Here is a 14,195-nt window from a genome sequence, read left to right on the forward strand (position 1 = left end):
CCAGGGTCTAACAAAGAAACTTTTTTATATGGACGGTACACAATGGATCATTTTTATCCTGATCATTCAGGTTATCCATTTCTTGGGAACATGGAAACTCTACGTTAAGGCAGGCAGAAAACCATGGGAAGCCGCCATACCTATTTACAATGGCATTGTTTTGATGAAAATCATCAACAGACCATGGTGGTGGGTGCTGTTGTTGTTCATTCCCATCATTAATTTATTGATGTTCCCCGTAGTTTGGGTGGAAACCATCCGCAGTTTCGGAAAGAACTCGCTTGTAGATACTTGGCTGGTCATCCTTACCCTTGGCTTTTACATTTATTACCTTAATTATGCGGAGGACGTACAGTACATTGAAGACCGCAGCCTAAAACCTAAAACGGGATTGGGCGAATGGGTAAGCTCCATTGTATTTGCCGTTGTAGCTGCAACCTTTGTCCACACCTATTTTATTCAACCCTACGTAATTCCAACGGGATCATTAGAGCGCACCTTGCGGGTCGGCGACTTCTTGTTTGTGAGCAAATTCCATTACGGTGCACGAGTGCCCATGACCACCTTGGCGGCGCCAATGGTCCATGACACCCTTCCCATACTCAAAACAAGATCTTACCTAGCTGACGTTGATCCGGAAACTCACAAAACTTCTTGGATAAACAAATTGCAACTTCCATATATGCGTTTGCCCGGTTTTGAAAAAGTGGAGAAGAACGACATCGTTGTCTTTAGCTTGCCCGCTGATACGCTGTATCAATTCTTTAAGGCACAAAAGGCAGTTATAAAACCTATCGACAAAAAATCAAACTACGTAAAACGATGTGTGGGAACCCCCGGGGATTCATTGGAAGTAATCAATGGATATGTGCACATCAACGGTGAGCAGCTTCAACTTTCGGACAGGGCAAAACCCATGTATATGTATGACATTTATGCTAAAAATGGGGTGTCCAGTAAATATTTGGAGGATGTTGATGCTTCCGACTACGTTCGTAAATATATTGCCACCAACATCAATGAATCCCAATATAATGGGTTGGCGCCATACATTTCCGGTGCAAGACCAACGGACGATGGCAAAATTGAGCTTTACACACAGGAAAATGGTATTCCAACCGATGTTATTCGTCAATTGCGGCTTTCGCTCACCGAGGAAAAACCCCGCTCCCGGATGGCCAACCTCACCAGTGAAATGGTTGATGCCCTTAGGAGCAATCCTGCAATAGACTCAGTGGTACAGACCATAGAACCCAAAGGGGAATATGGCGGTGCTTTCCCACAAAAACCCTCCCTCTACCCTTGGAACAACGATAACTTTGGACCGATTTATATTCCTAAGAAAGGAACCACGGTGGAAATCAATTCGAGAACTATTCCGTTGTACAAAAAAATCATCCGCGATTACGAGCACAACGAAGTAAAAGTAACAGGAAACAAAGTGCTCATCAACGGAAAGGAAGCCGATTCCTACACTTTTAAACAAGATTATTATTGGATGATGGGTGACAATCGTGACCACTCCGAAGATAGTAGGACATGGGGGTATGTTCCTGCCGACCACATTGTGGGCAAGCCTGTTTTCCTTTGGATGAGCTTTGACAACTTTAGACAAGGAATCGCCAATTGGAGAGTTCGTTGGGACCGTGTATTTACTACCGTTGGCGGAAGCGGCGAACCTGTATCCTATTTCTGGTATTTCATCGGGCTTTTGGCAGCTTGGTTCATTTTTGATTTCTTCCGTAAGAAAAAGAAGAGCAAAGCATAGATAACCGTTAATTACATTGTTCTTTGAAAATACTCGTACATCCCTCTTATTTTCCAAGTATTGCCACTTTTGCGGCCATTGTGCAGCATGAAGTGGTTTGGGAGGCCCATGATAATTTTCAGAAGCAGACGTACAGAAACCGCTGTTATATTTCCACAGATAAGGGCAAGCACATGCTCAACGTCCCCATTAAGCACGTTGGTGGCCAAGAAGGTCGACAAAAATATGTTGATGTAGGCACGGAGAACAGTTATAACTGGAAAAAAGAACATTGGCGTACTTTGGAAACTGCATACAGGACCTCACCATTTTTTGAATTTTATGAGGATGAGCTAAGACCCCTTTACGAAGACTCTGAAGACTCCCTTTACGACTTCAATTTAAAAACCATAGAAACAATTGCAGATTGTATTGGGCTGGCAATCCCAACAGAAAAATCCGAAAAATACGAAGTGTCACCAGCAACGCTTTTTGATGCTCGGTTTTTGGTAGAAGCAAAAAAGGAAAGGAATTGGAATATGGGATCTTATGCCCAAGTATTTGAGGAACGCCACGGATTCATCCCCAATTTAAGTGTGTTGGACCTCCTGTTCAACGAGGGCACCAACACGCTCAGTTACCTAAAAAGTCTATCTTTGGATTTAAAACATGCTTAGGCATCTACTCCATTACGGCATACACTTTTTAATCCCTATTTTGATAGCCATTTGGTTTTTCAAGGACCATAGAACCAAAGTGGCATTAATACTGTTGGCGGGAATTATCATCGATGTAGATCACCTTTGGGCCACTCCTCTGTTTGATACCAACCGTTGTAGCATTGGTTTTCATACACTACACAGTTATTGGGCAATAGCCATCTACTGCATTTTGCCATTTTTTAAACCCACACGAATAATTGGATTGGCCTTGATCATCCACATTTTTGCCGATACATTGGATTGCCTACTCATGTGAGCTGAAGCGCAAAGTGGCCATAATAGGATAGTGATCGGACAATCGGTCATCAAAATTTTGATGGGAAAGCACTTCAAACTCAGAATCGGCCAATATATAATCGATACGCAATGGAATCTTCCAAAAATCATAAGTACGGCCAAAGCCCTTGCCCTTTTCCAAAAAAGTATCTTGCAAATCTCCCTTTGCAATTTTGTAGATGTTGGAAAACTGTGTATTGTTAAAATCACCACAAGCTATATTGGTATAAGGGCTGTTTTCAAAATGTTCCCTAAATATTTCCGCCTGCTCCAACTGCTTCGAAAATGTATGGACCAATCTTTTATATGTTCTCTCCGATTTTTCCCCATCTGAAAAATTATCGGCACTGGGTCTTATTTTAAACGATTGCAAATGCAGATTATAAACCCTAATGGTATCTCTTCGAAATAAAATATCTGCATATATAATGTTGTTCTGTGTACCAGGAAGATCTAACGAACCACCACTTATTATTGGGAACTTGGAGAATATGGCTTGCGTTGCTCTTTTATTGGCATACGGGGTTTCACTACGGTATGGATACTGTTTCAACTCCCGATACCGTGCCCTACTGTGTTCCTGCACACAAAATATATCAGGGTCCTGTTTTTTAACAAGTTCAACAATGCTATCTCCAACACCAGGCTCTTTCATCCATCCATTTTTGTTGAACCCCCAAACATTGTAGGACATAATTTTCAAGTCGGATGATTTTTTTTGGGGAACAGGGTCATTGCCCAATCCATAAAAAGGTCCAAACATTAAATAACCAAGGACAATCGCAACCAAGGAAAGAACAAGCTGTCTTTTTAGTTTGATGCCCCAGTAAACAAGGAATAAGATATTAAGTGCAAAAAGAAAGGGAACAACTAAACTTAGAACAGATAAGGCCGAAACAATCTGGAACGGCATATAGGATAGTATGCCGGTGATTATCAATAAAACCGCAACTAACACATTGATTGCATACACAATCCTATCAATTATCGAGGTAGCTTTTTTCACGGTCTAATCTTCCTTACCGGCCTTAAACAAAAAGTCCTTTTCCTGCTTGGACAAACTCTCGTAGCCAGACTTGCTGATTTTATCCAAAATGGAATCTATCTTTTTTTGTTTGGCTTGTTTATCGTAATCTACTTTGCTTTTTGATGCCGCTTTTTTCTTATAGACCGTCTTCATGGGGGCCTTTCTTTCTCTAGGTTTAAAAAGGTCTACGATTGAATTTCTCAATTTGGTAAAACCAGCACCGATATCATTGCCTTTAAACAGTTGCCTAGCATACATATACCCCAAAAAAGCACCTCCCAAATGGGCCATTCCCCCACCAATGTTGTCGCCCATACCAATGAGTACCAAATCCTTTACCACCAAAGCAACCCCGATATACCATAGTTTGATGTTGAAGAAAATAACACGAACTTCTTGATTGGGAATATAGGCACAAACAAAAATGAGCACAGCGTTTACACCTGCAGATGCTCCGATTAAAGCTGTATTGGAATTGACCAAGGTTGGAAAAACATTATAGCTGAGCAGAAATACCAACCCACCCAATATCAATCCTAAAAAGTAGACGTTGATAAAGCGTTGGGCATCAAAAAGGTTCAAAAAGATTCGACTGGCAAAGTAAAGTACGATCATATTCCAAAAAATATGACCGAAGCCTGCATGGAAAAATGAATATGTGACCAAAGACCACGGTTGTGCCAAAAATTCAAAGAAATCCTTCGGCAAATGGAACCAATGCGAAAAGGATTGACCCAGTAACGCTCCGGATAGACCATCCAACAAAAACAACAGTACGTTTACCGCTATAAGTTTCTCTGCAATACTAAGCCTCGCAAATTGATATCGTAGCCCACCGTTCATCATAAGTTAATCCCACCGATTACTGTTGAACTGGTTCTTTTTCCAGTACCACATCATTATAAAACCAATTAAAGCACCGCCAATGTGTGCAAAATGTGCCACCCCTGTATTAACATTGCCTATTCCAAAAATAAGGTCAACGGCAATAAGAATCGGCACAAAGTACTTCGCCTTTATCGGTACGGGCAAAAAGATAAGCATCAGTTTGGCCTCCGAATACATAAATGCAAAAGCCACCAAAATACCGTAAATAGCCCCCGATGCCCCAACTGCTGGGGTGTTGAAAGCTGTCAACATACTATCCACCGTACTCTTCCCAACAATATCGTACCAACCGGGGCTATACTGCCCGTTGGCCAAAATATCCAAAATCTGTGTACGGGCAATACCTGCACCTTCCAAAGCACTCATTCCTTCGTTGAAAAGGAAATAATTCACCCCGGTATGCAATGCGGCAGAACCCAATCCTGCCGAAAAATAGAAGAAAATAAACTTGTTTTTGCCCCAAATACGCTCCAAAGGCGTACCAAAGGCCCAAAGCGCGTACATATTAAAAAGGATATGCATAAAGTTACCATGCATAAACATGTGGGTTACCACCTGCCACCATTCAAAATTGGAATTTTTGGGAAACCAAAGTGACATCCATTGGTACATTTGGTCTCCGTATAATTGTGTGGCAAGAAACATGATCACGTTAATGATCAAAATATGCTTTACTGCCTCGGTAAGTCTACCCATTTAATTAAATTTTTTATCTATATCCCCTTCCGAGATAATGGTATATGTTATTTTTTGAAAAGGGCTCAAATTGGGCTCCTTGCACGCAAAAAGGTTGTTCACCAAGGTCAATTGCGATTCTTGGTCCAACACATCGCCAGTTCTTACGGCCAAATTCCCACTTAATGCCTTGGCCAACATTTCGGCCTGCGAAATGGAGCCATCGGCATAACCCTCCATATAATCTGAAATTAAGCGATCCAATACCGTGCCAATCCCACTCTCGGGAACCATCATGGGTACGCCTGTCACTTTTACAGTTTCCTCCTCCAAACTCTGGAATGCAAAACCAATGTTTGTCAGACTTTCTTTGATTTCCTTGAGCACCGCCAATTCCTGTTTATTAAAGGTCAGTTCCAAAGGAAACAGCAATTGTTGGCTCACACCCTCTTTTACGGTAATCTCGCCCAAAAATTTCTCAAAAAGGATACGCTCGTGGGCCCTATTTTGATGAATGACCAACATCCCGGATTTTACCGTGCTTACCACATATTTTCGGCGCAATTGAAACGTACTGGCCAAATGTTCCTCGACACCTTCGCCAGGATATAAAGTGCCCTGCCCCTCGCCCTCGGACTCAATGACCAGACTACTAAATTCTTGGTGATCGCTTTGAGTGCCAAGACCTTCATATAAATCCTCCCAACCCTTGGTACTTGGTTTACGGAGACCACTTCCACCATTGCTTCTCTTGAGAGTTGATTCTTCAAAAGGGTTAAACGTGGCGTCCACCGTTACTTTGGGCAACACTGCACCCTTCTCTTTGTAGGAATAGGGCGTGTCCAAATTGGGATCGTGATCAAAATCCAATACAGGGGCCACGTTGAACTGTCCCAAGCTATGCTTAATGGTTGACCTTAAAATGGCATACAAGGTGTTCTCATCATCAAACTTTACCTCTGTTTTTGTGGGATGGATGTTGATATCGATGGAAGATGGATCCACATCCAAAAACAAAAAATAACCAGGGTAGGTGTCGGATTTTATCAACCCCTCAAAAGCAGCTACCACGGCGTGATGCAAATAAGGACTTTTGATATAACGGTCGTTGGCAAAAAAGAACTGCTCTCCCCTGCTCTTTTTGGCAAACTCCGGTTTACAGATGAAACCAGATACTTTCACCACTTCGGTTTCTTCGTTTACCGGTACCAAACGGTGCTCCATTTTACTGCCAAAGATGTGCACAATTCGTTGGCGGTGCTTTGTGCTGGGCAGGTTAAAAATCTCAGAGCCGTTATTGTAAAAATGGAACTCAATATTGGGATGTACCAAGGCTACCCTATGAAACTCGTCGGTAATATGGCGAAGCTCCACTTGGTTCGATTTCAAAAAGTTCCGTCTTGCTGGAATATTAAAAAACAGGTTTTTGACGGATATTGAAGTTCCCTTTGGAGTCGCTACAACTTCTTGGGAAACAATCTTGCTGCCTTCAATCTTAAGATGGGTTCCCACCTCATTGGACGAGGTTCTGGTTTGCATATCCACATGGGCAATTGCGGCAATGGAGGCCAAGGCCTCTCCCCGAAAACCTTTGGTTTCCAGATTGAACAGGTCCTGCGCCGATGATATTTTGGAAGTCGCATGCCGTTCAAAAGACAATCGGGCATCCGTTTCGCTCATACCAACACCATCGTCAACCACCTGGATAAGTGCTTTGCCACCATCTTTAACAATAAGTTTTATAGAAGTTGAACCTGCATCAATGGCATTTTCCAAAAGTTCCTTTACAACGGAAGCGGGTCGTTGGACCACCTCCCCTGCAGCTATTTGGTTAGCGACATGGTCCGGTAAAAGTTTGATGATGTCCGCCATTATGGATTCAGGAATATTGATAGATCAAAATCGATGATAAACAGGAACAGCAACACCAAAACGGCCACAATAATCCAAAAACGAAGCTTTAAATTTTTATCCCCTTCGGTCTGTAAATCATCAACCGCAGAAGTCAACTTATTCTTGAGCCCCCTTGTAGAATGTGCCGTACTTCGAAATTTATCGAGTTTGTGCTCAATTTTATAAGGATTTCCCTCTCCCTTGTAATATCTGGGGGAGTAATCGAAGCTCTTATTTTTTCTAAGTTTTAAAGGGTTTCGCATGGTATCCTTATCGCTGTAGCCTCAAAGGTACTCAAAATAGAAAAAAAGGGTTGGGCGTTTGTCCCAAAAAATGTTAACAGCTAACCAGATCTTTGGATTATTGGATAAATGGATTGTTGGAGTTATTGAACTTGAACTTATTTCCCCAGCACGGCCATTTGAATGGCGGCAATGGCAGCTTCGGTTCCTTTGTTTCCGTGTTTGCCCCCACTTCTGGCTTTGGATTGCTCAATGTTATCATCCGTCAACACACAAAAGATCACGGGAACATCATACGCCACATTTAAATCCTTGATACCTTGGGCCGTTGCACTGCAAACAAAATCAAAATGACTGGTTTCGCCACGGATAACACTGCCAATGGCTACAATGGCATCAACTTTTTCTGTTTGAATCATTTTTTTGCAACCGAAGGTCAATTCAAAACTTCCGGGCACATCCCAACGAAGCACATTTTCAGGGAGTGCTCCACAATCCATTAAAGCTTCTTCGGCACCTTGGTAAAGGGCCTCGGTAATTCCGCCGTTCCATTGAGAAACAACAATCCCAAACCGAAGGTTCTTCGCATTTGGGATTTTGCTTTTATCGTAAACGGATAAGTTTTTGTTCGCTGTGGCCATGGTTTAGTTTTGCGCCAGTCCGATCAGTGCATCAATGCTATTCGCTTCTTGTGAGTTGGGATATTCTTCTTTGATGCGTTCAAAGTACCCTAAGGCCTTGCTTTTTTCCCCGAGTTCCAAGGCAATCACACCTGCTTTGTGTAAAAATCTTGGTGCAGTAAACTCGTTATCGCTATGCGCAATGGCTTTTTCGTAGTAGTCCAATGCGTCTTCAGGCTGGTTCAATTGTGAGAAAGCATCTCCGATTCCACCTTTGGCCATGGCTCCCATAATATCATCATCAGAAGAAAAGCCCTCCAGATGCTCAATGGCCTGATCATACTGTTTCAAGTTCAAATACGTCATGCCTGCCGAATATTTGGCCAAGTTCGCTGCTTTGGTTCCGCTGTATTCCTCGATAATATCCAAGAACCCATATTTACCTTGGGCCCCGTTCAATGCCAAAGTGAACAAAGAATCTTTCTCTGTTTCACTTGCCAAGGCTTGATCAAAATATTGTTGTGGGTAAAAAAGTTCGTTTGCTGCGGCAGCTTCTTTCGGATTCTGGATGAATTGATGGTAACCCAAGTAGGCCAATACACCCACGGCAATTACACCAATAACGCCCAAAATGTAGTTTTGGTTTTTTTGAACCCATGCTTCGGTCTTGGAAGCACCCTCGTCCAAAGTATTGAAAACTTCAGCGGTTGTACTGTCGTGTTCCTCTAACTGAGCTTCCTCTTCCTTATTTTTTGGCTTAAAGCCTCTCTTCTTGTATGTTGCCATCCGTCATTTAATTGGTCGCGCAAAAATAAAGTTTTTATCCAAAACCAAAAGGTAATTTATTCGTTATTTTTGGAATCCCTTTTTGGAGGGCCACCTTTTAATTCCAAATTGTTTCTCTAACTTTTTATGTTTTTAAGACATTTATCTTTAGTCAATTACAAGAATTTCGATTCCAAGGCGCTGGATTTCGACCCCGTGATCAACTGTTTGGTGGGTGATAACGGGGTGGGAAAGACCAATGTTTTGGATGCTGTTTACCATTTATGTTTTGGTAAAAGCTACTTTAATCCCGTGTCCACACAAAACATAAAACACGGAACGGATTTTTTTGTGGTCGAAGGGGAATTTGAGAAGCACAACAGAACGGAAAAAATTCTTTGTTCCTTTAAAAAAGGAACCAAAAAAGTGATAAAACGCAATGGAAAACCCTATGAAAAGTTTTCCGAACATATAGGTTTTCTGCCTTTGGTGATTATTTCCCCCTCCGACCGTGACCTTATTTTGGAAGGAAGCGAGACCCGAAGGAAGTTTATGGACGGGGTTATTTCACAATCCGACAAGGTGTATCTGCAAAACCTAATCAAATACAACAAGGTGGTTTCGCAGCGGAACTCCCTGCTAAAATATTTTGCCGCCAACCGTACTTTTGACCGTGATACCCTGAGCATTTACAACGAACAGATGAATACCTTGGGAACGGAAATCCATCAAAAAAGGGTTGAATTTATCGACTCTTTTCTGCCCATTTTTAAAGAACAATATCAAAATATTTCCGAAAAAGATGAGCAAATAGACCTCTCCTACGAAAGTCAGTTGAGCGATGACACACTCCTGAATCTCTTGGAAAAGAATATTGAAAAAGACAGAGCGTTGCAATACACATCGGTCGGTGTTCATAAAGATGACCTCAGCTTCACGATAGCGGGGCATCCCATCAAAAAGTTTGGGAGCCAGGGGCAACAAAAATCCTTTTTGATCGCATTGAAACTGGCGCAATTCCATTTCATCAAGCAATTGGCGGACACCACCCCAATTCTATTATTGGATGATATTTTTGACAAACTGGACGAAAACAGGGTATCCCATATTGTTGGATTAGTGAAAGATGATAATTTTGGACAGATTTTTATCAGTGACACGCACGCCGACAGGACAGAAGAGATCATTAAAAACATTCACCAGAGCTATAAAATATTTAACTTGTAGCACCATGAGACAGATCCTTTCCCTATTATTGGTTTTGACGCTTTGGGGATGCAACGATTCATCCGTAAATAAAGATGATTTGCATTATTTGAATGGATACTGGGAAATTTCAGAGGTAGAATTTCCTGATGGGTCCATCAAGGAATATGGCTTAAACACAAGCATCGATTTCATCCACTTAAAAGAACAGAGAGGATATCGAAAAAAAATGAAGCCGAAGTTTGATGGTACCTACAACACTTCAAAGGATGTGGAGCGTTTCACCATAACCCAATCCAATGAAAGATTTACCTTATATTATGAAAGCGGGTTTAGCGAGTGGGAGGAAAAACTGCTGCAATTGGATTCAGTTTCTTTTTCGGTAACCAACCAAGAGGGTGTTGTCTACAAGTACAAACGTTTTGAACCTATCAAAATTCCACAGTAATGGCCAAACGGCATAGCTCACACATACCATTAAGCGAAGCTTTGAGCGAGTTTATCAAAGAGAACAAGCTCCAAAAGGGCATGGACAAAGTGGACGCCAGAGAGGCATGGGTTAAATTGATGGGCAATGGAGTGAACAACTATACTACCGCGGTTGAACTAAGGAACGAAACGCTATTTATCTCACTCTCCTCTTCCGTATTGCGAGAAGAATTGAGTTTGGGCAAAACCAAAATTATTAAGATGATCAATGAAGAATTAGGGAAAGAACTGGTGAAAAAATTGGTTTTAAGGTAATCGGAATGTCAGTTCGGGCGCTGTCGAAGGAGCAATCGAGAACAACCATCAATTATTGATTTGAGAGATTTTTCGCTATACTCAAAATGACAAAGTCCTCAAAAAGTGTCATTTCGACAGGGCAAAGCGACGGGAAACCTTATTTAGAACCCTTCATAATATTCTTTATGAGATTCCGCAACAAATGTGGAATAAAAAAAGCCACCCAAAAAGGTGGCTTCCACTAAAATATCTTTGTATCGCGATTAGTAAATTTCCCTTCCTGAGAAGTGAAAAGCACCCTCTATAGCAGCGTTTTCATCACTATCGGAACCGTGTACTGCATTTTCACCGATACTGGCCGCGTACAATTTTCTAATGGTTCCCTCAGCAGCTTCCTCCGGGTTGGTGGCACCGATCAAAGCGCGGAAATCATCCACTGCATTGTCTTTTTCCAAAATAGCGGCCACAATGGGCCCTCTTGTCATAAACTCTACCAACTCGCCAAAAAATGGACGCTCTTTATGGATGGCATAGAATATTTCGGCATCCCTCTTGCTCAATTGTGTAAACTTCATGGCCACAATCTTAAAACCAGCAGCCGTTATTTTATCCAAAATTGCACCAATGTAACCGTTTTCAACGGCATCAGGCTTAATCATGGTAAATGTTCTATTTCCAGTCATTTTTTAAATTTTGCGCAAACTTACGCTTTTTCAAACAAGGTACAAGGCTCAATAGCTTTGTTTTAACTCTTGGAGCACAGCTCCGTTATCTCCCATAATCTTGAATTCTGCCTTTTTTTCTTCAATATTTAGGTTGATGATACCGTAACTTTTATCCGAAACCACCTCCCCTACGCGATACTGATTGGGTTCACCGCTAAAGCTAGAGTAGGAATGGGTAAGTCCGCTGCTGGTAAAATCTACCAAGGGATAGGAAAGACCATCAATATCCGTTTTGGAGAATTCGGAAATATGTCTGTCCCCAGATAGGATGATCACCCCCTTGGCTCCTGATTCAGCAATCATGTTTTCCAACTTTTCCACTTCCAAAGGAAAATTGCCCCAAGTTTCAAAACCGTGCTCCCCCGAAAGTACCTGGATACTGGACATGATCAAATTGAAATCGGCATCCGAACCGTTAAGTTCGTTTTCCAACCATTTCCATTGCGTTTTTCCAAGTACGGTAGCCGTAGAATCCATAGTGGGTCTATACCGTTTTTTGGAATCCTCATCTTTGATGAGTTCGCTCCTGAAATATCGGGTGTCCAGCACAATGATCTTCACTTTTCCCTTTGGGACCTCGTACTGGTGGGAAGCATACACTCCCTTTTGGTCTCTTCTTTCACTATCCTCGGGCACACCCATAAAGTCCAAAAAAACCTGTTGGCTTTCGGCCTTTATGGAAAACTCGGAACCCCCATCGTTCACACCAAAATCATGGTCGTCCCAAGTACCTATTATGGGCACTTCATTTTTCAATTTGGCATAGCCTGCAACAGTGTCCTGCATTGCATAAATAGTACGTAATCTTTCCACATCATCCGTATCCGCGTAGACAATATCCCCGCCCCAAATCCACACATCGGGTTTTTCCGCCAAAATATCTTCCCAAAAAGGATTCGGTTCCTGCGACATGTTACAAGAGCCGAAGGCCACAACAAAATCCAGTGTTGGTCTATCCACAACCCCAACTGCTTTTTCCGCTTTCTTTTTACAAGCCGAAAAAAGAACCAGAACAGTCAGTAAAATATAAAAATGTTTCATGATGTGCTTTTACCGAACCAAAAATACGGATAAACCAAGTTTCCTCTACATTATAATATTGTATATTTGGTCGCATGAATTCAGCGGATATCACGACAGTAAAGTCGATTCTTTCCCAACCTCAGAAAATAGTGATCGTTCCCCACAGAAACCCCGATGGAGATGCCATGGGTTCCTGTTTGGCCCTCTATGCTTTTTTAAAAGAAAAGGGGCAAACGGTGCACGTTGTGACACCTAATGACTACCCTAAATTTCTGAAATGGTTGCCAGGAAACGATACGGTCATAAATTTTGAAAAGGAAAACTCGCAAGCCAAAGAACGTATTGATCAGGCCACTGTAATTTTTACCTTGGACTTTAACGACCTTTCCCGAGTTGGACAAATGGAAACGGTTTTGCAAGAGGCCAATGCAGGTTTTATTATGATAGACCATCACCAACAACCAAGTGATTATGCCAAGGTGACCTATTCCGATGTTTCCATGAGCTCCACCTGTGAGATGGTCTACAACTTTATCGACTTTTTGGGTGAAACCAGTCTTATTGATGCCGACATCGCCACGAATTTGTACACAGGCATCATGACGGATACAGGTTCATTTAAATACCGTTCCACATCGAGCAAAACGCACCGTGTAGTGGCCGAACTTATTGACAAGGGTGCGGACAATATGGAAATCCATCAAAAAGTTTTTGATACCAATTCCCCATCTCGCCTACATTTGCTGGGTGTAGCCTTGAGCAACATGGTGATCCTGCCCGAATATAGAACGGCATACATTACCCTTAGCCAAGATGAATTGGACCAATACGATTTTAAAAAGGGGGACACAGAGGGATTCGTAAATTATGGGCTAACTTTGGAAGGTATTATTTTTGCACTCATTTTTATTGAAAATCGCGAAGAAGGTATTATCAAGATCTCGTTACGTTCCGTTGGGGATTTTTCCGTTAACGAATTTGCGAGAACACATTTTAATGGGGGAGGACATACCAATGCTGCAGGGGGCAGAAGCGATGTGAGCATGGAAGAGACCATATCCAAATTCAATGAGATTTTGAAGACCTATAAAAGTAAATTGAACCCATGAGATTTTTGCCAGCTATACTTTTGACTATAATGCTTATAGGCTGTGGAGGTCCAGAACCAAGAAAACCGGTGGAAGTCAAATCGGGTAGTTTTTACAAGGAATCCATTGAACGCACCAAAAAACTTTTGGCCGCAGAGGAAGAAATTATCCAAGGAATCATCTCCAAAGATACGGTTCACGAATACCTGTCCAGTCCAGATGGATTTTGGTACTATTACGAGTCCAAGAACGATACGGCAACATATCAATTAAAAACGGGAGATCAAATTTTGTTTTCCTATAATTTGATGAGCTTGGGCAACGACACCATTTATACGGCGCAAGAAATTGGACCGATATCCCACGTAATAGACAAGCAACAACTGTTTCCTGGGCTTCAAAATGCCGTTAAACTTTTAAAAATAAACGAGAAGGCCACATTTTTGTTCCCGTCTCCCCTAGCCTATGGCTATCAAGGAGACAACAAGGCCATTGGACCAAAAACGCCGCTTAAATCATCCGTAGAATTACATACAATCATAATAGACAACGACAGTTTAAACTAAATTCTT

General features: G+C 41.9%; 17 protein-coding genes. 8 read left to right on the forward strand and 9 right to left on the reverse strand.

What is annotated here, in order from left to right; translation table 11 throughout:
- Positions 1-28 precede the first annotated feature (28 nt).
- Genes lepB through AC13CC_RS09575 form a run of 3 tightly spaced genes read left to right on the forward strand, consistent with a single transcriptional unit; the run spans position 29 to position 2,725 of the window.
- Positions 29-1,768 carry a signal peptidase I gene (lepB, locus tag AC13CC_RS09565; RefSeq protein WP_482877535.1) on the forward strand — a complete coding sequence of 580 codons (1,740 nt, stop codon included), beginning with the start codon at positions 29-31 and terminating at the stop codon, positions 1,766-1,768.
- Positions 1,769-1,791: 23 nt separating this feature from the next.
- Positions 1,792-2,424 carry a WbqC family protein gene (locus tag AC13CC_RS09570; RefSeq protein WP_482877536.1) on the forward strand — a complete coding sequence of 211 codons (633 nt, stop codon included), beginning with the start codon at positions 1,792-1,794 and terminating at the stop codon, positions 2,422-2,424.
- Positions 2,417-2,725 carry a DUF6122 family protein gene (locus AC13CC_RS09575; protein WP_482877537.1) on the forward strand — a complete coding sequence of 103 codons (309 nt, stop codon included), beginning with the start codon at positions 2,417-2,419 and terminating at the stop codon, positions 2,723-2,725. The genes AC13CC_RS09570 and AC13CC_RS09575 overlap by 8 nt, the downstream gene beginning before the upstream one ends.
- Here the strand turns inward: AC13CC_RS09575 and AC13CC_RS09580 are convergent.
- The 7 genes from AC13CC_RS09580 to AC13CC_RS09610 all read right to left on the reverse strand — a co-directional run bounded on the left by AC13CC_RS09580 (position 2,714) and on the right by AC13CC_RS09610 (position 8,876).
- Positions 2,714-3,751, reverse strand: coding sequence for an endonuclease/exonuclease/phosphatase family protein (locus AC13CC_RS09580; protein ID WP_482877538.1), 1,038 nt, complete (start codon positions 3,749-3,751; stop codon positions 2,714-2,716). The genes AC13CC_RS09575 and AC13CC_RS09580 overlap by 12 nt on opposite strands.
- Positions 3,752-3,754: 3 nt before the next feature.
- A complete protein-coding gene (locus tag AC13CC_RS09585) occupies positions 3,755-4,618 on the reverse strand; it encodes a rhomboid family intramembrane serine protease (RefSeq protein WP_326278428.1) in 864 nt (287 codons plus the stop codon).
- A 3-nt stretch (positions 4,619-4,621) separates the two neighbouring features.
- Positions 4,622-5,356 carry a rhomboid family intramembrane serine protease gene (locus AC13CC_RS09590; protein WP_326278427.1) on the reverse strand — a complete coding sequence of 245 codons (735 nt, stop codon included), beginning with the start codon at positions 5,354-5,356 and terminating at the stop codon, positions 4,622-4,624.
- The gene (gene mutL / locus AC13CC_RS09595) at positions 5,357-7,207 is read right to left on the reverse strand and encodes a DNA mismatch repair endonuclease MutL (protein ID WP_326278426.1); all 1,851 of its coding nucleotides are present in this window, start codon (positions 7,205-7,207) and stop codon (positions 5,357-5,359) included.
- Positions 7,207-7,491, reverse strand: a complete 285-nt coding sequence (locus AC13CC_RS09600; RefSeq protein ID WP_014031601.1) for a hypothetical protein — start codon at positions 7,489-7,491, stop codon at positions 7,207-7,209. Before AC13CC_RS09600 ends, mutL begins: the two co-directional genes overlap by 1 nt.
- A 137-nt stretch (positions 7,492-7,628) precedes the next feature.
- Positions 7,629-8,111, reverse strand: a complete 483-nt coding sequence (gene ribH / locus AC13CC_RS09605) for a 6,7-dimethyl-8-ribityllumazine synthase (RefSeq protein ID WP_326278424.1) — start codon at positions 8,109-8,111, stop codon at positions 7,629-7,631.
- A gap of 3 nt (positions 8,112-8,114) precedes the next feature.
- Positions 8,115-8,876 (reverse strand): tetratricopeptide repeat protein, encoded by a 762-nt coding sequence (locus AC13CC_RS09610; protein ID WP_326278423.1) that lies wholly within the window; start codon positions 8,874-8,876, stop codon positions 8,115-8,117.
- Positions 8,877-9,002: 126 nt separating this feature from the next.
- On the opposite strand from AC13CC_RS09610, the gene recF reads away from it, so the two are divergent.
- The 3 genes from recF to AC13CC_RS09625 are packed head-to-tail and all read left to right on the forward strand — an operon-like array spanning position 9,003 to position 10,805.
- The gene (gene recF, locus AC13CC_RS09615; protein ID WP_482877540.1) at positions 9,003-10,082 is read left to right on the forward strand and encodes a DNA replication/repair protein RecF; all 1,080 of its coding nucleotides are present in this window, start codon (positions 9,003-9,005) and stop codon (positions 10,080-10,082) included.
- Positions 10,083-10,086: 4 nt separating this feature from the next.
- Positions 10,087-10,509: a hypothetical protein gene (locus AC13CC_RS09620; RefSeq protein ID WP_293168192.1), complete on the forward strand. Its 423-nt coding sequence runs from the start codon at positions 10,087-10,089 to the stop codon at positions 10,507-10,509.
- The gene (locus AC13CC_RS09625) at positions 10,509-10,805 is read left to right on the forward strand and encodes a DciA family protein (protein WP_326278420.1); all 297 of its coding nucleotides are present in this window, start codon (positions 10,509-10,511) and stop codon (positions 10,803-10,805) included. The genes AC13CC_RS09620 and AC13CC_RS09625 overlap by 1 nt, the downstream gene beginning before the upstream one ends.
- A 245-nt stretch (positions 10,806-11,050) precedes the next feature.
- On the opposite strand, the gene AC13CC_RS09630 is transcribed toward AC13CC_RS09625, so the two are convergent.
- Both AC13CC_RS09630 and AC13CC_RS09635 read right to left on the reverse strand, forming a co-directional pair.
- Positions 11,051-11,470 (reverse strand): nucleoside-diphosphate kinase, encoded by a 420-nt coding sequence (locus AC13CC_RS09630; RefSeq protein WP_100815890.1) that lies wholly within the window; start codon positions 11,468-11,470, stop codon positions 11,051-11,053.
- 48 nt (positions 11,471-11,518) lie between these two features.
- Positions 11,519-12,553 carry an alkaline phosphatase D family protein gene (locus tag AC13CC_RS09635; RefSeq protein ID WP_482877541.1) on the reverse strand — a complete coding sequence of 345 codons (1,035 nt, stop codon included), beginning with the start codon at positions 12,551-12,553 and terminating at the stop codon, positions 11,519-11,521.
- Between the two features lie 74 nt (positions 12,554-12,627).
- On the opposite strand from AC13CC_RS09635, the gene AC13CC_RS09640 reads away from it, so the two are divergent.
- Together AC13CC_RS09640 and gldI are read left to right on the forward strand one after the other, a co-directional pair.
- A complete protein-coding gene (locus tag AC13CC_RS09640) occupies positions 12,628-13,644 on the forward strand; it encodes a DHH family phosphoesterase (protein ID WP_482877542.1) in 1,017 nt (338 codons plus the stop codon).
- On the forward strand, positions 13,641-14,189 hold the full coding sequence (gene gldI / locus AC13CC_RS09645; protein WP_482877543.1) for a gliding motility-associated peptidyl-prolyl isomerase GldI: 549 nt from the start codon (positions 13,641-13,643) through the stop codon (positions 14,187-14,189). The genes AC13CC_RS09640 and gldI overlap by 4 nt, the downstream gene beginning before the upstream one ends.
- The last annotated feature ends 6 nt before the right edge of the window (positions 14,190-14,195 follow it).

The organism is Flagellimonas sp. L-11, assembly GCF_056857735.1.